This is a genomic window from Bacillus sp. JJ1122 (assembly GCF_036964885.1).
GTDB lineage: Bacteria > Bacillota > Bacilli > Bacillales > Cytobacillaceae > Mesobacillus.
Genome location: NZ_JBALQL010000029.1, coordinates 137,120 through 158,476, shown reverse-complemented (window position 1 = coordinate 158,476; position 21,357 = coordinate 137,120). Strand labels below are relative to the sequence as shown.

Annotated in this window: 21 protein-coding genes; 15 read left to right on the top strand and 6 right to left on the bottom strand. The window is 44.1% G+C overall.

Features of this window, described 5'->3' with window-relative positions; genetic code table 11:
• The first annotated feature begins 739 nt into the window (after positions 1-739).
• From V7201_RS17760 to V7201_RS17730, 7 genes are all read left to right on the top strand, one after another.
• A complete protein-coding gene (locus V7201_RS17760; RefSeq protein ID WP_335378089.1) occupies positions 740-1,834 on the top strand; it encodes an ABC transporter substrate-binding protein in 1,095 nt (364 codons plus the stop codon).
• Positions 1,824-2,654, top strand: a complete 831-nt coding sequence (locus V7201_RS17755; protein ID WP_335378088.1) for an alkaline phosphatase family protein — start codon at positions 1,824-1,826, stop codon at positions 2,652-2,654. The genes V7201_RS17760 and V7201_RS17755 overlap by 11 nt, the downstream gene beginning before the upstream one ends.
• 172 nt (positions 2,655-2,826) lie before the next feature.
• On the top strand, positions 2,827-3,672 hold the full coding sequence (locus V7201_RS17750) for an ABC transporter permease (protein WP_438825073.1): 846 nt from the start codon (positions 2,827-2,829) through the stop codon (positions 3,670-3,672).
• 2 nt (positions 3,673-3,674) lie between these two features.
• Complete coding sequence (locus tag V7201_RS17745) at positions 3,675-4,454, top strand: ABC transporter permease (RefSeq protein ID WP_335378171.1); 780 nt, start codon at positions 3,675-3,677, stop codon at positions 4,452-4,454.
• Between the two features lies 1 nt (position 4,455).
• Positions 4,456-5,457 carry an ABC transporter ATP-binding protein gene (locus V7201_RS17740; RefSeq protein WP_335378087.1) on the top strand — a complete coding sequence of 334 codons (1,002 nt, stop codon included), beginning with the start codon at positions 4,456-4,458 and terminating at the stop codon, positions 5,455-5,457.
• Complete coding sequence (locus tag V7201_RS17735) at positions 5,454-6,257, top strand: DeoR/GlpR family DNA-binding transcription regulator (protein WP_335378086.1); 804 nt, start codon at positions 5,454-5,456, stop codon at positions 6,255-6,257. The genes V7201_RS17740 and V7201_RS17735 overlap by 4 nt, the downstream gene beginning before the upstream one ends.
• Positions 6,247-7,245: a histidinol phosphate phosphatase domain-containing protein gene (locus tag V7201_RS17730; protein WP_335378085.1), complete on the top strand. Its 999-nt coding sequence runs from the start codon at positions 6,247-6,249 to the stop codon at positions 7,243-7,245. Before V7201_RS17735 ends, V7201_RS17730 begins: the two co-directional genes overlap by 11 nt.
• Before the next feature lie 153 nt (positions 7,246-7,398).
• On the opposite strand, the gene V7201_RS17725 is transcribed toward V7201_RS17730, so the two are convergent.
• Entirely contained in the window at positions 7,399-9,825 is a 2,427-nt protein-coding gene (locus V7201_RS17725) for a molybdopterin-dependent oxidoreductase (RefSeq protein WP_335378084.1), read from the bottom strand.
• Between the two features lie 12 nt (positions 9,826-9,837).
• Entirely contained in the window at positions 9,838-10,263 is a 426-nt protein-coding gene (locus V7201_RS17720) for a hypothetical protein (RefSeq protein ID WP_335378083.1), read from the bottom strand.
• A 305-nt stretch (positions 10,264-10,568) separates the two neighbouring features.
• Between V7201_RS17720 and V7201_RS17715 the strand changes: the two genes are divergently transcribed.
• Genes V7201_RS17715 through V7201_RS17705 form a run of 3 tightly spaced genes read left to right on the top strand, consistent with a single transcriptional unit; the run spans position 10,569 to position 12,843 of the window.
• Positions 10,569-11,396 carry an amino acid ABC transporter substrate-binding protein gene (locus V7201_RS17715; protein ID WP_335378082.1) on the top strand — a complete coding sequence of 276 codons (828 nt, stop codon included), beginning with the start codon at positions 10,569-10,571 and terminating at the stop codon, positions 11,394-11,396.
• Positions 11,383-12,084, top strand: a complete 702-nt coding sequence (locus tag V7201_RS17710) for an amino acid ABC transporter permease (protein ID WP_335378081.1) — start codon at positions 11,383-11,385, stop codon at positions 12,082-12,084. The genes V7201_RS17715 and V7201_RS17710 overlap by 14 nt, the downstream gene beginning before the upstream one ends.
• A 24-nt stretch (positions 12,085-12,108) precedes the next feature.
• The gene (locus V7201_RS17705; protein ID WP_335378080.1) at positions 12,109-12,843 is read left to right on the top strand and encodes an amino acid ABC transporter ATP-binding protein; all 735 of its coding nucleotides are present in this window, start codon (positions 12,109-12,111) and stop codon (positions 12,841-12,843) included.
• Between the two features lie 19 nt (positions 12,844-12,862).
• On the opposite strand, the gene V7201_RS17700 is transcribed toward V7201_RS17705, so the two are convergent.
• Positions 12,863-13,888, bottom strand: coding sequence for an acyltransferase (locus V7201_RS17700; RefSeq protein ID WP_335378079.1), 1,026 nt, complete (start codon positions 13,886-13,888; stop codon positions 12,863-12,865).
• Between the two features lie 156 nt (positions 13,889-14,044).
• Complete coding sequence (locus V7201_RS17695; protein ID WP_335378078.1) at positions 14,045-14,416, bottom strand: hypothetical protein; 372 nt, start codon at positions 14,414-14,416, stop codon at positions 14,045-14,047.
• A gap of 307 nt (positions 14,417-14,723) precedes the next feature.
• Between V7201_RS17695 and V7201_RS17690 the strand changes: the two genes are divergently transcribed.
• A complete protein-coding gene (locus tag V7201_RS17690; protein WP_335378077.1) occupies positions 14,724-14,861 on the top strand; it encodes a hypothetical protein in 138 nt (45 codons plus the stop codon).
• A 264-nt stretch (positions 14,862-15,125) separates the two neighbouring features.
• Here the strand turns inward: V7201_RS17690 and V7201_RS17685 are convergent, their stop codons facing one another.
• Complete coding sequence (locus V7201_RS17685) at positions 15,126-16,379, bottom strand: MDR family MFS transporter (RefSeq protein WP_335378076.1); 1,254 nt, start codon at positions 16,377-16,379, stop codon at positions 15,126-15,128.
• Between the two features lie 98 nt (positions 16,380-16,477).
• On the opposite strand from V7201_RS17685, the gene V7201_RS17680 reads away from it, so the two are divergent.
• Positions 16,478-18,124: an ABC transporter substrate-binding protein gene (locus tag V7201_RS17680; RefSeq protein WP_335378075.1), complete on the top strand. Its 1,647-nt coding sequence runs from the start codon at positions 16,478-16,480 to the stop codon at positions 18,122-18,124.
• Between the two features lie 61 nt (positions 18,125-18,185).
• On the opposite strand, the gene V7201_RS17675 is transcribed toward V7201_RS17680, so the two are convergent.
• Entirely contained in the window at positions 18,186-18,581 is a 396-nt protein-coding gene (locus V7201_RS17675; RefSeq protein WP_335378074.1) for a hypothetical protein, read from the bottom strand.
• 217 nt (positions 18,582-18,798) lie between these two features.
• On the opposite strand from V7201_RS17675, the gene V7201_RS17670 reads away from it, so the two are divergent.
• The 3 genes from V7201_RS17670 to kynU all read left to right on the top strand — a co-directional run bounded on the left by V7201_RS17670 (position 18,799) and on the right by kynU (position 21,141).
• Positions 18,799-19,314 (top strand): GNAT family N-acetyltransferase, encoded by a 516-nt coding sequence (locus V7201_RS17670; protein ID WP_335378073.1) that lies wholly within the window; start codon positions 18,799-18,801, stop codon positions 19,312-19,314.
• 26 nt (positions 19,315-19,340) lie between these two features.
• The gene (locus V7201_RS17665; RefSeq protein WP_335378072.1) at positions 19,341-19,709 is read left to right on the top strand and encodes a hypothetical protein; all 369 of its coding nucleotides are present in this window, start codon (positions 19,341-19,343) and stop codon (positions 19,707-19,709) included.
• Positions 19,710-19,851: 142 nt separating this feature from the next.
• Positions 19,852-21,141 (top strand): kynureninase, encoded by a 1,290-nt coding sequence (kynU, locus tag V7201_RS17660; RefSeq protein ID WP_335378170.1) that lies wholly within the window; start codon positions 19,852-19,854, stop codon positions 21,139-21,141.
• The last annotated feature ends 216 nt before the right edge of the window (positions 21,142-21,357 follow it).

Genomic DNA, 21,357 nt, shown 5'->3' with positions numbered 1-21,357 from the left:
GGCGAGTGGTTATGAGAGGGGCGCTCATGACCATTCAGAGTGAAAAAAAGCTAGCGAGTGGTTATGAGAGAGGCGCTCATGACCATTCAGAGCGAAAAAAAGCTGGCGAGTGGTTATGAGAGAGGTGCTCATGACCATTCAGAGCGAAAAAAGGCTGGCGAGTAGTTGTGAGAATGTTGTTCATGACCATTCAGATCGAAAAAAGTCCCACGAGTGGTAATGAGAAGGGTGCTCATAACAATTCAGAGAGTGGAAAAGAGTTCGCCTGTGGTTATCGGTGATGTTATTAGAATAAAGTATATCAAAATCAGTATCTGCTATTCTTCGATAATATGTTGAACAATTCGATAGTGAAGAATCGTAAAAAGCTGTTTGAAAATAGGTCATTGGAGCAATGAAAGGCTGGAATAAGGCGCACCCACATATTCCAATAGAGGTCATTGGGACAATGAAAGATCGAAAAAGATGCTCCCGCCGTTCCAATACAGGTCCTTGAAACAAATCTGAAGAAAAACCAACCCAAAATTATATCAATCCGGTGGATGGAATATGAATTCATAAAAATCACCAGTGACCCCCCAGAGATTACCCACACCCCGTGTTCCCTATAAACCACAGCTTTACATTCTCTTAATAATAACCTTACGTTTGATTAACGCCTCCTTTACCTTTGTTTTGTATCATTAGTCTTGTAAAACAAAACAAAACAAACAAAAACAAACTCAGGAGGCATGTTCTGATGAAAAAGAGTTCAATGATAAAGATTGCTGCAGCAGGCATATTATCTGTTTCACTGTTTACTGGATGTTCCAAGGGTGAGGAAAAGACAAATGCAGCGGTGTCTAGCAACCTTTCACTTGAAGACATCACAAAGAACGCTAAAGCTGAAGGTGAAGTAAACTCAGTGGGCATGCCAGATTCATGGGCAAACTGGAAAGGTACTTGGGAAGATTTAAATTCAAAATATGGAATCAAACATACAGATACAGATATGTCGAGTGCAGAAGAGCTGGCTAAGTTCGAATCAGAAAAAGAAAATGCAACTGCCGATATTGGTGATGTTGGCGCGTCATTTGGTCCATTAGCGGCGGAAAAGGGGCTAACACTTCCATACAAAACGTCTCATTGGGATGACATTCCTGATTGGGCCAAGGATAAGGATGGAAACTGGATCATTGGTTACACAGGAACCATCGCTTTCATTACGGATAAAAACAATGTAAAAAACCCTCCAAAATCATGGAAGGACATTGAAAACGGTGATTATAAAGTTGCCATTGGCGATGTGTTAAAAGCTAGCCAGGCGCAATTCGGGGTACTGGCAGCAGCTTATGCAAACGGAGGAGATGAAAAGAATATCCAGCCAGGTGTGGATTATTTTGAAAAACTGGCAAAGCAGGGCCGCCTGCAAACGAATGACATCAAATTGACGGCACTCGAAAAAGGAGAGGTTGATGTAGCGGTTGTTTGGGATTTCAATGGCTTGGGATACCGCGATCAAATTGATAAGGACCGCTTTGATGTAGTCATTCCTGAAGAAGCTTCTGTTGTTTCAGGCTATGCAACAGTGATCAACAAAAACGCAAAGCACCCACATGCGGCAATGCTTGCACGTGAGTACATTTTATCTGATGAAGGACAAGCAAACCTTGCTCGAGGATATGCGCGCCCAATCCGTGAAAATGTGAAGCTTCCAGAAGATGCAAAGGCGAAGCTGCTTCCAAGTGATATGTACAAAAATGCAAAACCAGTCGAGGACAGCAAGGCATGGGACGAGGGAATGTCACAGCTTATGCAACTATGGCAGCAGAAGGTGTTAATGAATGTCAAATAAACTCGCCTTTATCATGCTGGATGGACTGCGGTTTGATACCGCAGCCTCCCAAATGGGATATATGCACCATCTGATCGAAATGGGAAAAGCGTCAAGGTTCAAGGTAAAATCCGAACTGCCGAGCCTTTCTCGTCCGCTTTACGAGGTGTTACTGACTGGCACACCCGTGTATCGAAATGGCATTACAACCAACCAGACCGTTCGTCTGTCACATGAAGAAAGCATCTTCCACCTGACAAGCAAAAATGGGCTGAAGAACGCAACGGCTTCTTATTACTGGGTCAGTGAGCTGTACAACACTGCTCCGTTCAATAAAATGACAGACCGTGTCCAATTAGAAACGGACAAACCGATTCAGAATGGGATGTTTTATTGGGAAGATCATTATCCAGATTCACATCTATTCTCTGATGCTCATTTTCTATTAAATCGTTACACCCCGGATTTCCTGTATGTCCACTCGATGAATATCGATGATGATGGGCACAAGTTTACGGCGGATTCAAAAGAATACCGGAATCGGGCGATCGCTGCGGACATCGTGCTGGCGAGCGTGCTGCCGAAATGGATGGAAGCAGGCTATCAAATTATCGTAACCGCGGATCATGGGATGAATGATGACGGACAGCACGGAGGAACGACGACGGCTGACCGCGATGTACCATTATTCATTGTCAGTGATAAGCTTGAGCCCGGTATGTATGAGGAAGAAATCCCTCAGCTGCAGATTGCGCCATTGGCTTGCGAGCTGCTGGGCATACAACCATCCGAGGCGATGCAAAAATTGTCCTTGCCAAATTTAAAAAAGGTGTCTTCTTAGAAGGCACCTTTTTGTCTTAAAAAGGCTGATGTCTTAAAAAACCTTTTGTCTTAAAAAGATAGTTGTCAAAAAAACTATTGTCTTAGAAAGAGTGAGTCTAAAAAAGAGTGTTGTCTATAAAAAGACTATTATCTTATAAAGATCGCATCATTCACATAAAGGGGTTTTTCAATTGAGAAAAGTAAATGGAATGCTTTTGGCTAGTATCATTCCGTTTCTCCTCCTGGTTTTACTGTTTTTATTTGTGCCGTTAGTGTTCATGATTTATGGAAGCTTTCAGGCGGATGGAGGAACAGGGTTTTCATTCAGTCAATATGCTGTGATTTTTCAGGATGCCTACTACCATCAGGCATTTAAGAATAGTATTTTGATTTCGTTATTATCAAGCTTGATTGCGATTCTGCTTGCAGTCTTTGCTACTTATTCGATTACGATGTTTTCGGGGAAAATCCAAAACCGGGTGCTGACCTTTGCAAACCTGACTTCCAATTTTGCGGGGATCCCGCTTGCATTTGCCTTTATTGTCCTTTTAGGGAACAGTGGATTGTTCACGTTGTTGTTCAAGCATTTAGGCTGGGAGACGCTAAATTCATTTAATGTTTATTCCTGGTCGGGCCTCGTGCTGATTTATATCTACTTCCAGCTGCCGCTTGCTGTTATGCTTCTGTTCCCGGTTTACCAGGGAATACAGGCACAATGGAAGGAAGCGGCCTCCCTGCTCGGAGCGAACACGGTGCAGTTCTGGCTGAAGATTGGCATTCCGGTGATCATGCCGAGTATTGCCGGTACTTTCAGTATCCTGTTTGCCAATGCGATGGGAGCTTATGCTTCTGCCTATGCATTGACGGGCAGCACATATAATCTTGTGACGATTCGAATCGGTGCATTGACAGCTGGCGATATTTTTGCGAAGCCTGAGCTTGGCAGCGCGATTGCAGTATTGCTAGGATTGACGCTTGTCGCTGCGATGCTGATCAATGAGTGGTTAACAAGCAAGGTTCGGAGGGATTTATCGTGAAAATGAAAACACCATTTTTCCATTACCTGACGATTGGAGCCGTCCTTCTCTATTTGCTGGTGCCGCTCCTTGGAACACTCGTTTACTCCGTTTCGACTAAATGGAATAAGACCGTTTTACCGGAAGGATTCACTTTCCACTGGTATGCTGAACTATTTGGAGACCCGGCTTTCGCTGAGTCCATGGGCAGGTCACTTATCCTTTCTGTTGGCGCTACGGCACTTTCACTTGTCATCATGGTACCGGCGATTTTCTCGATTGTTGTGTACGCGCCTCGGCTCGAGAAATTCATTCAGGCTTTGATTGTTCTGACTTATGCGATGCCGGGCGTGATCATTGCCGTCGGCTTGATCAGAGCTTATTCAAACAGCGGAATCTCCATGGTGCTGGTTACGGTAGGTGCTTATTTTGTCGGCATTCTTCCTTATATGTATCAGGGAACACGGAACAGCTTAAGGAATATTCACGCGGTATCGCTTATGGAGGCGGCAGAGCTGTTAGGAGCAAGCCAGCTGTCGGCTTTTAAAAAAGTCATCCTGCCAAACATCATGCCTGGTGTACTCGTTTCCGCGCTGCTGAGCTTCTCGATTTTGTTCGGAGAGTTTGTGCTCGTGAACCTGCTTGTAGGCGGAAGCTTCGAGACAGTCCAGGTGTATTTGTACAAAAAGCTAAACGAGAGCGGACATATAGCGAGTGCGATTGTTGTTTGCTACTTTATCCTGATCAGCATTCTTTCTATCGTGATTATAAAATTAACTTCCTCAAAAAAGGAGACAGTGTGATATGAGTTATGTAAGTATTGAAAACATCAGTAAAGCATTCAATGGGCAAAACGTACTTCACGATCTTAACCTTTCTTTTAACGAGGGAGAGTTTGTTACCTTGCTCGGCCCAAGCGGATGCGGGAAAAGTACACTATTGCGCACCCTGGCAGGCTTGATTCATCCAGAGGACGGAGCCATTAAGATCGATGGGAACGATGTGACAAACCTGAAGGCGAAGGACCGGCAAATCGGGATGGTGTTCCAATCCTATGCGCTTTTTCCGAATATGACCGTTGCCGAAAACATTGCATTTGGACTGAAAATGAAAAAGCTCGATAAACATACAATCCAACAAAAAGTAGCGCGCATGGTTGAGCTGGTGGGCCTATCCGGTAAGGAGGCCTCCTATCCAAGGCAATTGTCAGGCGGCCAGCAGCAGCGTGTGGCATTAGCACGTTCACTCGTCACCGAGCCGAAGGTGCTGCTCCTTGATGAGCCGTTGAGCGCACTTGATGCCCAAATTCGTAAAAATCTGCAAAAACAGCTGAAATCCATCCAGCGTGAATTGAACATGACCACTGTGCTTGTCACCCATGACCAGGAGGAAGCAATGGCCGTTAGTGACAGGATCTATATTTTAAACGGCGGACGCATTGCCCAGAGCGGAACGCCGCATGAGATTTATACAAAGCCTGCCAATGAGTTTGTCGCAAGGTTCATCGGTAACTACAATGTTATAAAAGGGGATGAACTTGCCTCGGTGACAAAGAGCAGCGAGTTCACGAATAGCCTGTATGCGGTCCGTCCCGAAGCAATCAGAGGAGAAATCATTGAAGGCGGCTACGAAATTTCTGGTAAAATTGAAAAGGTCATGATGCTCGGAAATGTGACCCGTTATGAACTTGTTTCCCACGGTGTTGCCATAACAGCAGAACATTTGCACAAAACGGATGAGATTGTGCAGGAGGGAGCCATCAAGACGCTTTATATTGATAAAAAGGATGTGATTCCACTGACATGAACCTCTTGTCAACGGAACGCCACGACTACATTTTAGGCCAGCTGGAAAAAAAGAAGAAAATCCTTGTCGCTTCCCTTGCGGCCGAGCTTGGGGTAACCCCTGAAACGATCAGAAGAGATCTCGATATTCTTGAAAAAGAGAAGAAACTGCAGCGAGTCCATGGCGGTGCTGTCAGGTTTCATCAGACAAAGGACGAACCCCATTTTTCAAAAAAAATGAGTGTCAGAACCGCGGAAAAAATGGCGATCGGCCAAAAAGCAGCAGAGTTCATCAAGGATGGAGATACCATCATGATGGATGTCGGGACAACGACGGTCCATCTGGCAGATGCGATTTCAGACGTTCAAGGAGTCACCATCGTGACCAATTCTCTCGCGGCTGCAGAAATTTTGAATCACCGTTTGGAAAACAAAGAATTTGACGGCAAGGTCATCGTACTCGGCGGCGTTACCATCCCCGAGCAAAAATCGATTGTCGGTTCATTGACCTGCAAGATGCTCGATTCCTTCCGGTTCGATAAAGTCTTCCTGTCCTGCGGCGGAATGACAATCACAGACGTGAGTGATTTTGATTTTGAAGAATGCATCGTTTCAGCTTCCATGGTCGAACGGGCAAACCAGGTCTTCCTGCTGTCCGATGCGTCTAAGATTGACCATCAGTCCTTTTATAAAATCTGTCCATTAACAACTGTTGACTATGTTATTTGCAATCAGGAAATGCCTGCATCATGGAAAGAAAAAGAATTGGACACCATGCTCCAATGGATTACAGCGAGAGGTGGCGAACAGCATGAAGGTTGACTATCATTTACATCTAGAAGAAGGCCCATATTCACTAAGATGGCTTGACCGCACGAACCAGGCTTTAGACCATTTCGAGCCGCTGGATGAAAAAAAGCATACTCTCCGATGGCTGGAGAAAAGCATGGCACGTTTGGCAAAACGAATGCAAGCGGGTGCCTATGATGCTGCATGGCTTGATCTCTATTTGGAAGAGGCCAAGCGGAAGGGGCTAAGCGAAGTAGGGATCGTGGATCATCTTTACCGTTTTAAAGAAACGCGAGCCTATTTTGAGAAGTACTTGGATTTGAGCGATACAGAAATTGGCCGGAATCAGCAGGTCTGGCTGGATCAGGTCATGACTGAATCGATGGCTGATTTTGTGGAAGCGATAAATGAAGCCAAGCCGCGATGGGCAGAGGAAGGGATCACCCTGAGACTCGGGATCGAGGCAGATTATTTTCCCGGAAGCGATGAAGAACTGAAGCAGCTTCTTGGAAAATTCGAATGGGATTACGTCATCGGCTCTGTACACTATATTTATGGCTGGGGTTTTGACAATCCAGAGACGAAAGAGCAATTTGAAGAATACAATCTGGCAGAGTTATATAACGATTTTTTCAGAGTAGTAGAAGAAATGATTCGGAGCGGAATCTTTCAATTCGTGGCACATCTCGATAATCTGAAAGTATTCAATTACCGCCCAGACGAAGCATTGCTAATGCCGCTCTACGAAAAAATCGCAAAGGCGCTCGTCGAAACCGACACTGCAACAGAAATCAACGCAGGCCTATACTATCGATATCCCGTACAAGAAATGTGCCCAAGCCCTAGGTTTCTAGACGTTTTAATAGAAGCAGGAGTCCCATTCACCACATCATCCGACTCCCACTTCCCCGACGACATCGGCGCGTATATCGACCAGAACACCAACATGCTGCTAGAAAAAGGAATCACCAAAATCGCCACCTTCCAAAACAGGCAGCGAATCATGAAACCCCTCGGCTGAAACAAGGCGTGAACATGGGGACGGGCGTGAACATGGGGACGGTTCTCATGTTCCATATCAAAACTTGAGTGAAACAAAAGAACCGTCCCCATGTATCCCCATGTATCAAAAGAAGCCGGCAGATGAATGGAATCTGCCGGTGAAATCATGATTTTATATTTTCTCTCGGTAGGGCATGTAAGGCGGAATCGGGACATTTATGATGGATAATGGTATTTCAAGCGTTTGCCCCATGGAGATTTGGTAATCGTTTGTGAGGCTGTTTGCTTCTTTTAAATCGGTAACGGACAAACCGTATTGTTCGGCAATGTATTCAAGGGACTCGCCGTCATCCACTTTATGCTCCTGCCTGATTTTTTCTATTTTACAGGCGGATTGCTTGAACACCGGTTGTTTGGATAGGGGGTCTGTGAAGTCAGCGGTCAGCTCGTTTGCCGCCTCTTTTTTCTCCCAGCTTCCAAAGTGGAAGGGAACGAATACTAATCCTTTTTGGACGCTGTCCCCAACTCGTGCGGGAACCTGAATCCAGCCCCTTGGTGAAGAGACTTTGACGGTCTCTCCTTGAACAATTGATAATGCTTTTGCATCCTCCGTATTGATTTCCACGTAGCCGTGCTGCGCTGCTACATGAAGGTGAGGAGAGCGGGCGGTTTTTGTCCGGGTATGCCAATGCCATACTAGCCGGCCCGTTGTCAGCCAAATTGGATATTCATCATTAGGCTGTTCGGCAGGCTCCAAATAATGGGTTGGATGGAGTATGGCTCTGCCGTTTGCATTCTTCTGTTCAAATTCTTCCTTTGTCAAAGCGCGGCCTGTAAACTGATCCTTTCCGAAGCTTTGTGTATAATCCACTGTTGTCGAGAAGTTAAAATCAGCATAAAGCCTTGGAGTACCTTTCGATTGTTCATCTTTAACCGGCCAGCGAAGCCCTCGTTCCTTTTCAAGCCGATCATAAGACATTCCTGTCATGTCGCAAGGACGTCCCTTGGAAACCCTTTTAAATTCCTCGAAGCATTCTTCAGGTGTGGTGTAAGTGATGAGCGGGTTGCCATCTTTATCTTTAAAATCCATCCTTCTGGCAAAATCAAGCAGGATATCAAAATCGGACTTTACACCTTCGGGCGGTTCGACAGCCTTTCTGACAATGTTAATCGTACGGTCTGCGTTCTCCATCGTCCCTTCTTTTTCACCCCACAATGCTGCAGGGAGCACGACATCTGCAACGGCCGTCGTTTCTGTTAAAAATGGATCCTGTACGACTACGAAGGTATTTTCCATCGCTTTTCTGGCACGCTGTCGGTTTGGCAGGGAAACCATCGAGTTTGTGCCAATATTCCAGAATAAGCCTATCTCACCTTTTTCAATCATTGAAATTTGCTCTTCAATCCCTTTTTCCGGCCCGACTGGCAGGGTCATCATATCAACATTCCATAGTTCCGCGATCTCTCGAATATGTTCTGGATTGGAATGGTTGCGCTGAGCAGGGTAGGTTCCAACTCCTCCAGCTGTCCGGTTTGCTGACGAACTCGGCTGACCGGCCATATGAAGGGGGCCAGATCCCGGCTTGCCAATTAAACCGCGTATTAAATGCAGATTATTTATACCAACGCATGCTGTTGTAGCATCAGCACTTTGGAACGTTCCCTGGAGAGTGGTGGAGACTAAGGAAGCTGTTGTTCCTAGTTGGTGTGCAGCTTTTTCTAGCGTTTCTACCGAAATTCCCGTCACCTTCGAAGTTTTATCGAGGTTCCAATTGGCTACGGAAGCTTCCATTTCTTCGAAGCCAATTGTGTGATTGCTGATAAACTCCTCATCTACGTTTTTACTTTTTAAAATTTCGTTTATCAGTCCATTTAACAATGCGACATTGGTGCCTGGATAAAGCTGAAGATGAAGGTCCGCTTCCTTCGCTGTTAACGTCTTTCGCGGATCGACGACGATCAAATAAGGTTTTCCGGTCTTTTGCTTCCGCTCCATGATTCTTTCAAATAAAACTGTACCAGTCTCGGCTACATTATGCCCGAAAAGCATTAACGTATCGGTTTCATCTATATCATCAAAAGAAGCAGGGGTGCCATCTGCACCAAATGATTGCAGCAGACAAAACTCAGTTGTCGCTGTGCAAAGTCTCGTATTGGCATCAAGTAAATGCGTCTGCAGCCCGGCTCGTCCAATTTTTGCAATCGAATAATAATCTTCCATAAAACCCTGTCCAGTAGAGTAGATCGCGATGCTGTTCGTTCCTTTTTCCTTGATTGAAGCCTTTGCCTTTTCGGCGATCAGATTCATGGCTTCATCCCATGAGGCAGGTTTCAGCTTTCCATCAGCATCCCTGATCAACGGTGTTGTCAGCCTGTCCGTGCTGTTATTGGCATACCATTGGTTTTCCCCTTTAGGACCTAATCTTCCGCGATTGGTCGGATGGTCTCCGTTTCCTTTAATACCGACTATTTTTCCATCTTTTACTGCAGCGTAGCAGCCGCAGCCTACAGAACAAATATTGCACGTGCTGTACACCCACTTCTCGACTTCTCCCTGACTGTAAACGTTCATGTCAATTCTTTCATTTTGCCAAGCCATGTCCGATCCCTCCTAACGAAGCGTCGGGATATAAAAGGATGGTACGACGAACTTTATATCTTCCGCTCCGTAAATATTCTCCAATTCAAGGGCTGCCTCTTCGAGATTTTCTTTCATCTTTTTAAATAATGGTTCCAAGTCAGAAACGACCTCTACTGCAGGAAGCTTCATCCACTTTACTGCACGATTCCATGCTTCGAACGTTGGCATTGCAATTTCATGATCATGATACACAATACTGATCCATTCTCTAATTACAGACAACTTTGCGTTTTCTTCATCTCGTAATTCTGGCAAAAGCTTTTCAAGGGTGGCTTTTTGCTCTGTTAATATGGCTTTTAATCTGGCCAGTAAAGGATGTTCGTATTGATTCACCCCATCAAGCACCGTATCCGTTTGTCTCAAAACATCCGAAAACAGACGCTCCAGCTTGGACATCTTCACACCCGCTTTCTAAAATTTTTCTCCTTATCATCAATTCCCTTATTGATTTTTGTATAAACGAGATGAATTCATTAATAGTGCCGGGGACGTTTCTCATGCTTCAAATGAAAACTTGAGTGAAACAAAAGAACCGTCCCCGTGTTCCTGAAACTTTGTGATTGACTTACTTGAGGTGTGATGATAAATTAATCTCATTGGAAAACTCGGAATTTATTTTTCTTTTTCCGATTTGCTAATAAAAAGGCTGAGTTTGTGGGAAATTAACTGCAAATTATGGTTGGAATTTAGGAGGATGTTAAATGAAGAAATTATCATTTCTTTTCGTTTTGATATTGTCGGCTGTTCTGCTTGTCGCAGGCTGCGGCAGCCAGGAGAGCAAGGAGGATGATGTTCCTCAAGGGAAGGATGCATCTGATCAGGAAAATGCGGTTCTTACGAAGGTTGAAAAGGAAGGAAAGCTTCTTGTTGGGACAGAGGGCACATACCCGCCGTTCACTTTTCATGATGAGAGCGGTGAACTGACAGGCTTTGATGTGGATATTGCGAAGGAAGTAGCCAAGAGACTTGGTGTTAAAGCTGACTTCAAAGAAACACAATGGGATGCGATGTTTGCCGGCCTTGATGCAAAGCGTTTTGATATGATTGCCAACCAGGTAGGAATCAAGCCTGAGCGTGAAGAAAAGTACGCATTCTCTAACCCGTATATTACATCTACAGGAGTTCTGATCGCTCACGAAGATAATACTGACATCAAGGGTTTTGAAGATTTGAAGGGGAAAAAAGCAGCACAATCGATGACGAGTAACTATGCGACTATGGCGAAGGATAATGGCGCAGAAATCGTAGGGGTTGAAGGCTTCAACCAGGCGATTGAGTTGATTATGTCTAAGCGTGCTGATGTAACGATCAACGATAACCTTTCTTTCCTTGATTTTAAAAAGGCAAAGCCAGATGCGAAGGTTAAAATTGTTGCAGAAAGCGAAGATGCTTCAAAGAGCGGCTTGATGTTCAGGAAAGACAGCGAAACACTTGTTGAAGCTGTAAACGGCGCGCTTGCTGATATGATTTCTGACGGCACGTACGATAAAATCTCCAAGAAGTGGTTTGGTGAAAATGTACTTGAATAATATCTTTGCCGACCCGGAAAAATTGGCGAGGCTGACGGAAATTGCCCAAAATTCATTGGTCCCCCTCCTGCAGGGGGCTATTTTTTACACCATCCCGTTAACGCTGATTTCATTCGTATGCGGTTTGGGACTGGCCATTCTGACGGCACTTGCGCGGATTTCGGATATGAAAATCCTGCAGATCATTGCCAGGGTATATGTATCAGCGATTCGTGGTACACCCTTGCTTGTGCAGTTATTCATCCTGTTCTATGGTTTGCCGACCATCGGCGTCGTGATTGATCCATGGCCATCGGCAATCATCGGCTTCAGCCTGAATGTTGGTGCGTATGCCTCTGAAATCATCAGAGCCGCAATTCAATCGATCCCTAAAGGCCAATGGGAAGCAGGCTATTCAATCGGGATGAGCAGAAGGCAAGTGCTGAGAAGAATCATTTTTCCGCAGGCTACAAGGGTGTCAATCCCGCCATTATCGAATACGTTTATTAGCCTTGTAAAAGATACATCCCTTGCATCAATGATTCTATTAACTGAAATGTTCCGCCGGGCACAGGAAATCGCCACCACCAATTATGAATTCCTTTTACTCTACACCGAAGCAGCACTTATTTACTGGGTGATCTGTTTCATTCTTTCCATCGCCCAGGGAAGAATCGAATCTAGGCTGGACCGGTATGTATCAAGGTAGACCTGAGAGGAAAGGAGGATTTTCATGATTTCAATTAAAGGCTTGAAAAAATCATTTGACGAGCTTGAAGTTTTAAAAGGAATCGACCTGGACATCGAGAAAGGGAAGGTCGTCGTCATTATCGGACCATCCGGATCTGGTAAAACCACGTTTCTCCGCTGCCTGAATGTCCTTGAAACACCTACAGATGGTATGCTCACAATTGGCGAACAGAGAATGGACTTTTCAGCAAAGGCTGCACCAAAAGCCGTTTCCTCCTTCCGCCGCCTGACAGGGATGGTTTTTCAGGGGTATAACCTGTTTCCGCATATGACCGCACTGGAGAATGTGATGGAAGGGCCAGTCACGGTAAAAAAAGAGCCGAAGCTCAAAGCGCGCCAGAAAGCGGAATACTTCCTTGAGAAAGTCGGGCTCTCCGACAAAAAGGATTATTACCCGTTCCAACTATCAGGAGGCCAGCAGCAGCGAGTCGGGATTGCGAGGGCGCTTGCGATGGAACCAGAGGTCATGCTGTTCGACGAGCCAACATCCGCCCTAGATCCGGAACTGGTAGGCGAGGTGTTGAAGGTCATGAAGGATCTCGCCAACGAGGGCATGACCATGGTCGTCGTGACCCATGAAATGCGCTTTGCCCAGGAAGCGGCAGATGAAGTCATCTTCATGGACAGCGGCGTCATTGTCGAACGCGGAAAACCGGAAGAGATCTTCACCAACCCAAAAGCCGAACGGACAAAACAATTCCTGCGTATGATCCAGTAAAGAAGCATGGGGACGTTTCTCATGCTTCCTTTTTATGTTTAATGAAGCGCAAGAACCGTTCCCATGCTTCATAGGTTAGATAGGATAGGGTGAAAACGAGAAAAGCGTCGAGGATGTTCAGCATTAGTTGATGGGAGCTTTGCTCGAGTCCTAATTTTTTGAACATCATGTCGTTGAGATCGATGAAGAAAACATGGATTGCATAGATTCCGAGAGCGTTGCCACCGATTCTGGTGATGAATGATCCTTTTCCAAGCTGCGGGCTGCTTAGTGCGAATGAAAAAAGAAAAACGGTAAGGAAAATCGTCGATAGAAAGTATTCTCCATGTTTTGCTTCCATCGCTTTTTCCAGTACATATCCTTCAGCGAATTGCAGGGCGGAGAAGCAGACAAACAAAAAAAAGTACGTTTTCGTATTCCATGACCGGATGTTTGGTTTAGCAAAGGCAAACCAGAATCCTAAAGTGGTATAAAACAAGCTAATATATAAGGCGGCCCGGGTCGTGCTTACTGGCAATGGGTCGAAAATGGAGTAGGATTGTCCAAACAGACCCAAAAGATTGAGGCAGAACCCGATGACCAGCAGCAGCCTTATCTTTTTCATTCTGTAAAAGAAGTATAAAATGACCGTACTCCATACCAGCGAAATCACAAACCACAATTGATAGCCGCTTGTCCCTTGCCCGTAGTAAAAGAGATTCAGCGGGGTTAATCTCTCTATATATTTGGCCAACTCGATTTTCACATGATGATTCCCGATCAAAATCTTCAGGACATCATAAGCCATATAAAATACAAACCAGGTAACATATATTTTTAGGATTTTTATAGTGTATTTCTTAAAATAGGCCAATGATTTTGGGTTATTGATCACCTTTAATCCGAACAAATAGCCAGAGGCTGCAAAGAAAAAAGGCACTGCAAACCTAGCGAAATTATCGAGAATGAAGTATCCAAGCTGATTGTCGCTCGGAAATGTGTGAATGATCACAACCGCCAGGATGGCAAAGAATTTTATAAAATCGATCGCGTAGTTTCGCTCCATTTATCTGCCTCAAATCTTATTTATAATCGGTGCTTATATTATTTCCTGATTGTGTGGGCTTTATTTTTCAGGATTGATAAACAGACAAAAAATGGAGGGAACCGTCAATTGAAGGTTCCCTCCAGCATGCTGATTTTTAACCAAAAGCCAAAGTGCTTATTCGGTGATGAATCGAAGGTATGATTGCTCGTTCAAGAACTGGGCATTTCGAATAAAATCTTCTGAAACAATGTAGGTTCCATAGAAGGTCCCTTTTTGGATGTTGAAAAAGCAGACATCTTTTAAAATCGGACTTTTCTGTGGCTTTATTGTATCCCTTGCAATTTCTATCCAATTATCATCATTTTGATTTGTATCTTCTTGTGTAATTCGTTTACCCCATATTGTCCCATCGCTTTTTAAAAGGATTGCGATATTGCGTTTCTGCAAATGCCCAGGATTCATATGAGCCACAATTGGATCTGCGTATGCGGCAATGAACCCGCCAATACAGTCTACCTGTTGTCGGTCAACCACTTCCTGAATCATGATGGAACCCCCTCATCAAATTGTACTAATCATCTATATATTACCACCTTTTTGAAATTTAGTGGGAATTTGTGGGAATGGACAGAGGGGATGTGACCTATTCTTTATGAAATGAAACAAAAGCTTCAACAAGCTGCGAAAGGTTTGCTCATACCGTTGACCCCCGGACATGTATGATGATCTCCGTTTTGCAAAGATCAAAGGCTTTTATCAAAGATCAACATTTACCTTTTACAAAGGGGAATACCAAATAGTAGGTATAGGGATAATAGGGCTGTGAAATACTTGATAGACAGGAGAGCAACATATGAATACGGATAAAAGGCAGCAGGACAAAGCAGCAGACAGCAAAAAAGATACTTTAACAAACCAGAAAGACAGTAACACCAATCCTCAAGCAGACGGATTCCGTTATGATTATGACGATTCTTCAGATGTAAAATAAAACGAAAAGAGGAAAAGCGAAGGAGTGCTTCGTTTTTCCTCTTTTTAAGTCATTGGAATTGGCCTCTGAAAAAAATCGCTACGGTTTGTTGTTTAATCGCTACGAAAATGACAATATTCACTACGAAATCATCGATAATCGCTACGGATCATGCAATAATCGCTACGATTTTTACGATAATCGCTACTTATTCCAACTGGTGGAAAAAGATATGCCACCCTCTGTCAACATGCTGATTTTGCCAAATAGTGTACAAATGATATGCTAACCTCTTGTCACCACGAACGACTCTTTCCGCACTCGCCCCCGATAAACAAACAATCCGCCATAGAGCAGCAATGTTCCCATCATCAAGATGATTCCAATATACACACTCATCATGCTTGGCACTAAAAAGGCGCCGACGATAATGGTGGAACGTGCGATCAAATCTGCACCGTTAAAGCTGATTCCTGAGAATGCGGAGTAGGAGCCGCGTTTATCTTCAGGCATCATATTCGCTTTTTCAGCATTGGCAATAGGCGAGTAGACGAGTTCGCCGATGGTTGCGATTAAATTGAATAAAAGCAGGGCGTACCAGACATTCGCTGAGGTGATGACTGTATACCCAATTCCATACAAGATCAGCCCGGCCAGCAACATTTTTTTCTTATCGAACTTGTCCGTGATTTTCGTGACGATAAATGTTAACAGGACGACGAGAAGCATATTTTGGATGTTAAGGATACTCAGCATCCGGACGCCTGAGATTTCAAATCCTCCTAAAAACAACGGGCGGAACTCATCAGCTAATCGGACGCCGATATAGCTGTTCAGTGAAAATTCGGCAGCGTAAATGCACATTCCGCCAACGACCGCCATGACAAACGGCTTATCCTGAAGCGCTATCTTGTAGTTAGCCAGCAGGTCGATAAAAATATTCTCATGCTTTTTCGTAAGTTGCAGGATGCTCGTATCCTGTAGCCAGATTCCATAGGCAATCGGCAGACAGGAAGATGCAAAGGTGAGGACCAAAAATAATGTCAGCTGGTGATGGGCGTAAAACAACCCGCCAAGTGCTGCGCCAATCGCCATGGATAAATTCGTGAACCAATAGTCCAAAGCATAAATCGCTTTCCGGTTTTCAGCAGTGGTCGAATCGATAATGATTGCCTGCATTGCCGGGCGGCCAAGGCTGCTGGTGCCCATGAAAACCACATAAGCCACCGCGAAGACCGTAATCCATTTTTGCTCAGGGATTAAGCTTGCTGCCATGGTTCCAAACATGAGCGCGCTGAGTGTGGAGGTAATCAGCAGGATCGTCTTGCGGCGGAACCGGTCAGAAATATATCCGCCGATAAAATTGCCGAGAAACCCGATGAATACGTTAAATCCCAGGAATAACCCGGCCCATACTGCCCCTTTATTATGGGCAAAAAAGAGTGCCATAAACGGCAAAACGGCACTGGAAATCGCACGATTAAAAAAGGATGTTACGAGACGAACTTTTAGGTTTTGTGGATATTCTTTCCACTTCATATTGCCAACCCCTTTCTATAATTTGTATATTAAAGGAGACGAGAGTGATTAAAAATATCCTTTTTAAATAAAAATGTCCACTTTTAAGGAGCAGGTAAATGGATCATTATCTTTTAACTTTATGGAATAAGGTGAAATCGGGGCATGTAAAAGTAGAGGAACTGGCGGAGAAACTGCTGCTTAGTACAAAACAAACACGCCGGAAGCTCCAGCAATGGCAGGAGGAAGGCTGGCTTGTTTTTCAATCGGGGCGGGGGAGAGGGAACACATCTTCATTCAAGTGGCTTAAGAATGTTGAACAGGAGTTTGAACATAATTTTTACAGAAGTATTGAAAAAGAGCCGATTGAAAACGTGAGCAAGCTGTTGGTATTAGACTGGTCAGTAGAAGCGAAGCAGCGATTAATGACTGCTTTCCAGTCGAAGCTGGGCTTTCATCAGGAAGGGCAAGACAGCCTGATCATCCCAAGGTTTTACAAAGTCGCGGCCGTCCACCCGCTCGAGGCAGCAGACGTCCATAGTGCGAACATCGTGAGTAATCTTTATAACAGGCTAGTGACCCTGACTGCAGACAATACGGTTACAGCTGAACTCGCCCACACATGGGAATATACGGACACATCACTGCTGCTGTATTTACGCAAAGATATAGCCTTTCATGATGGTTCGATCCTCAAAGCGGAAGATGTGGTTCATTCATTACAGCGAATGAAGAAGGATGTCCATTTTAGTAAACTATGGGAGCCGATTACGGGGATCTCCACCCCTGCACCTCTTGTTGTAAAACTGGAGTTCCAGGCAGGATGTTCTTATGCTCTCCAGTTATTAGGGCTTATTTCGGCAAGTATTTTTAAAGAAGTGAATGGCAGATTGCTAGGGACTGGGGGCTTTTACCTTGCTGAAAATACGTCGGAAAAAACGGTGCTGTGTGCGTTTAAGCAATATTTTGGCCATCGTCCGCTGCTTGACCGTGTAGAGTTTATTCAAGTACCAAAAGAATTCCAGGTCGTCTATCATGGAGGGCAGGAAACGGACAAGGTGGATACTTTTAAGGTAGAAAGCGATTCTGGTTTTGGGATTGTCATCATGAATCCGTATCGCAACTCCGAAATGGAGCGGAAGGAAGTGCGGGATTACATCCACATGCTCATCGCCCATCATCGTCACGAACTGCAAGAAGTCAATTCCCGGATAACCGGCAACAATGAAGGATGTCTGATTGGCCAGTCAAAGAGCTATACGATGCCGGACATCCCAAAGCCAACCATCAGCAAACCTCTAAAATTCAGATGGGTCAACTATACGACTGATACATCCCTTTGGCTAAAAGAAAAACTCGAGCGAGCGGGCATCGAAGTCGAGATGGAGGAAATCTCGTTCCACGATTCCCTTTATAATTTTGAGCTTAGGGCTGATACTGATTTGCTAATACATGGAGAAATTTTTGAAATAAACCAAAGCCTATCTTACTTTTTCTTTTTGAAAAACAGTTTCTCACCAATTAACTTTCTAGTGGAAAGAGATGGATACTTGCAGGAAAAAGTCGAGGCTTATCATACGATTCCATTTGCAGACTGGAATGCCCATCACCTGAGGATTGAACAATATTTGCAGAGCGAATCCCTGTGCGTGCCGCTGTATTATACGAAACGGCAAATCCCATTTTCTATTAATCTTATGAATGTAGAGATCAAGCATTTTGGGTATGTAGACTTAACAAGACTGTGGACGAAACCGGAAGTTTAAATTTGCTCTATAAGAAAAAATGCCGATCTCTTGTTGGAATTATAAGAGTCCGGCATTTTTCTTATTTTTCAATAGCTAATCTGAATACCAAAAGAGCAAGCAAGATCGTTAATGGAGTCATGACCATCGTTTCAAACCCGGAATTTGAGGCGAAATTGCCGATTGTATTAAGTACCATCACTCCAAACAATACCCATGTACCGACATTCACCGTCTTATTAAACCTACCCCTGAAAACATATCCTGCTTTTGCAGCAATAATAAAAATAAATAGGGTTTGCAAAACGATGGAGATGCTTTCGAAAAGGATTAAATCTTCCTCACTCTTAAGGCGTCCTCCCCAAACAAAATCCTGCGGCAATATACGAAAAAGAATCAGAACATGCATCAAAACCGCTATTGAATTAATTGTGATTATGATCTTGCTAGCAAGTGAAACACTAATTAATTTTTTCATTATCCACCCCTTGTACAAATTCGAATACTTTTATTTCTCTAAAGGAATATATTCAGCAATTGAGGGTTTATGATTACTGGAAACAGGAACATGGGGACGGTTCTCATGTTCCTGAAACGTGAGAACCGTCCCCATGTTCACCATGTTCATGAAGGTGTTTTCTGTCATTTTATCGAAATATAGATATGCAATAAGTTTGTATTTGGGGGATTTAGAAATGTACTTAGAAACAAATAGGTTATGGATTCGTAAATTTGAATTGGATGATTTGGAGGCTGTATTGGAATATACCTCGGATCATACTGTTATGGAATATATTCCTGAAGGTGTTTTTACTGAAAATGATGCGGCAGATTTTATTGATAAAAATATGGGGGAAGGCGCTCAGAAATATGCTGTTGTTTTAAAGGATGAGAATATCCTGATCGGCCATATCGTTTTCCATAAGTATTTTGGCGACCATACTTATGAGATCGGCTGGGTGTTCAATCCTAAATATTATAATAAGGGTTACGCTTCTGAGGCAGCATTTGCCACATTGAAATATGGCTTCGAGGAATTGAAGCTTCATCGGATTATCGCAACGTGCCAGCCCGAAAATACGGGTTCCTATCGTGTGATGGAGAAAATCGGCATGAGGAGAGAGGGCTATTTTAAAAAATGCATTCCACATGGTGATGGATGGTGGGATGAGTACTATTATTCCATTTTAGATGAGGAATGGAACGGTTAGGTCCTTTTAAAAAAGGAGGATGGAAGGTGGCTAAAAAGAAACTTGTCTTCACAACACTATCCTTTTTTCTTTTCATCATTCTTTTCACAATCATTTGGGCATATCATCACAAAATCATTGATGGCCATTATACTAGATTAACGATTAAGGAGATGGGCGGAACAACGAAGAGCATCAGCGATCTCGACGACATTAACAAAATCATGGACGACATCAATAATAATCCGAGATCATTCAATCCGAATAATGGATTCCGATATGATTATTTGCCTCATGGTGTGTTAATCTTTGAAAATGCAGAGGAAAAAGTTGAGCTTAGGTTCGTCATTTCCAAAGACAAAGGAAACGTCATAACGAAGTATTGTGAGATTGAAACAGAGTTTGAGTTTGAATAGGGTGTGTTAGTATGTGTTGTTACAAGAAGGCTCAAGATATTCATGGGATTACCCTAAGATACAAGCTGAAACAGGCTGGACATGATGTCAATCTTCCGGTTAGTATATGGAGTATCCTGGCGGAAAGGAATTGAAGCAAATTATGAAAGCGGATACAAATGTTCTTTTAACAAAAGAGTACGCACGGCAATTGGATCAGGAAAATCCTCTTCAAGGATTCCGGGATGAATTTTACCTGCAAGAGGGGACCCTCTATATGGATGGGAACTCACTTGGATTGCTTTCGAAGCGTGCCGAAAAATCGCTATTAAACTCGGTGGAAGATTGGAAGAATCATGGTATTGATGGGTGGATGTCTGGTAATCAGCCGTGGTTTGAGTTTTCAGAGAAGCTTGGTGCGCTCACTGCGCCGCTCGTCGGTGCGAAAGCAGAAGAAGTGATTGTGACTGGCTCGATCACGACGAATATCCATCAGGTGCTAGCGACTTTTTACAAGCCAGAAGGTTGTAAGACGAAGATTCTTGCGGACGAACTTAATTTTCCATCCGATATTTATGCAGTTAAAGCGCAATTGAAATTACACGGGCTGGACCCTGAACAGCACTTGATCCAGGTGAAGAGCAGAGATGGACGTACGATTTCTGAAGACGACGTCATTGCTGCGATGACCGAGGAAGTCGCTCTTGTCTGGCTCCCCTCTGTCTTATACCGCAGCGGCCAGTTGCTAGATATGAAGCGATTAGCAGAAGAAGCGCACAAAAGAGGGATATTAATAGGGTTTGATCTGGCGCATTCGATTGGCGCTGTTCCTCATGCCTTGCATGATTGGGGAGTGGATTTCGCAGTCTGGTGTAACTATAAATACTTGAACAGCGGTCCAGGCGGAGTCGGCGGGATGTTTGTCCACGAACGGAATCTCGGGACAGCTCCGGGACTTGCAGGCTGGTTCAGCTCGAAAAAAGAGAAGCAGTTTGATATGGAGCATACGCTGGAGCATGCAGAAACGGCGGGAGCCTACCAGATTGGCACACCTCATGTGCTGAGCATTGCTCCGCTGCTAGGCTCCCTCGAAATGTTCAAGGAAGCAGGTATTGCTAGAATCAGAGAAACATCCTTAAAGATGACCGATTATATGATGGCTTTGATTGAATACGAGCTTGGCGAGTTTGGGTTTCATACTGGAAATCCAAGAGAGGATGAGCGACGCGGAGGACATGTTTGCCTGGAGCATGATGAAGCAGCAAGAATCTGCAAAGCGCTTAAGGAAAACAAGATCATCCCTGATTTCCGCGCACCCAATGTCATCCGCCTGGCACCAATCGCACTGTACACAACCTATGAAGATATATGGAATACGGTTCGGATTTTAAAGCAAATCATGGTGAACGAAGAATACAAAAAGTTTGAGAATACTAGAAATGTAGTGGCTTAAACGGAACATGGGACGGTTCTCGTGTACCGATTTTTATGGAGCATCGGCTTAGGGTTGATGCTCTTTTTTATGGAAAAATCCTCTTGCTAAATCTATTTCTACTAATCAATCTGTCTCATCTCCTCTCTAATCTCACAGTGAAATCTGCGAAACTCTTCATTCATTCACACATTTTTACCCTTAGCGAGGACAAGTTCCTATACAGCTCCTTTCTGA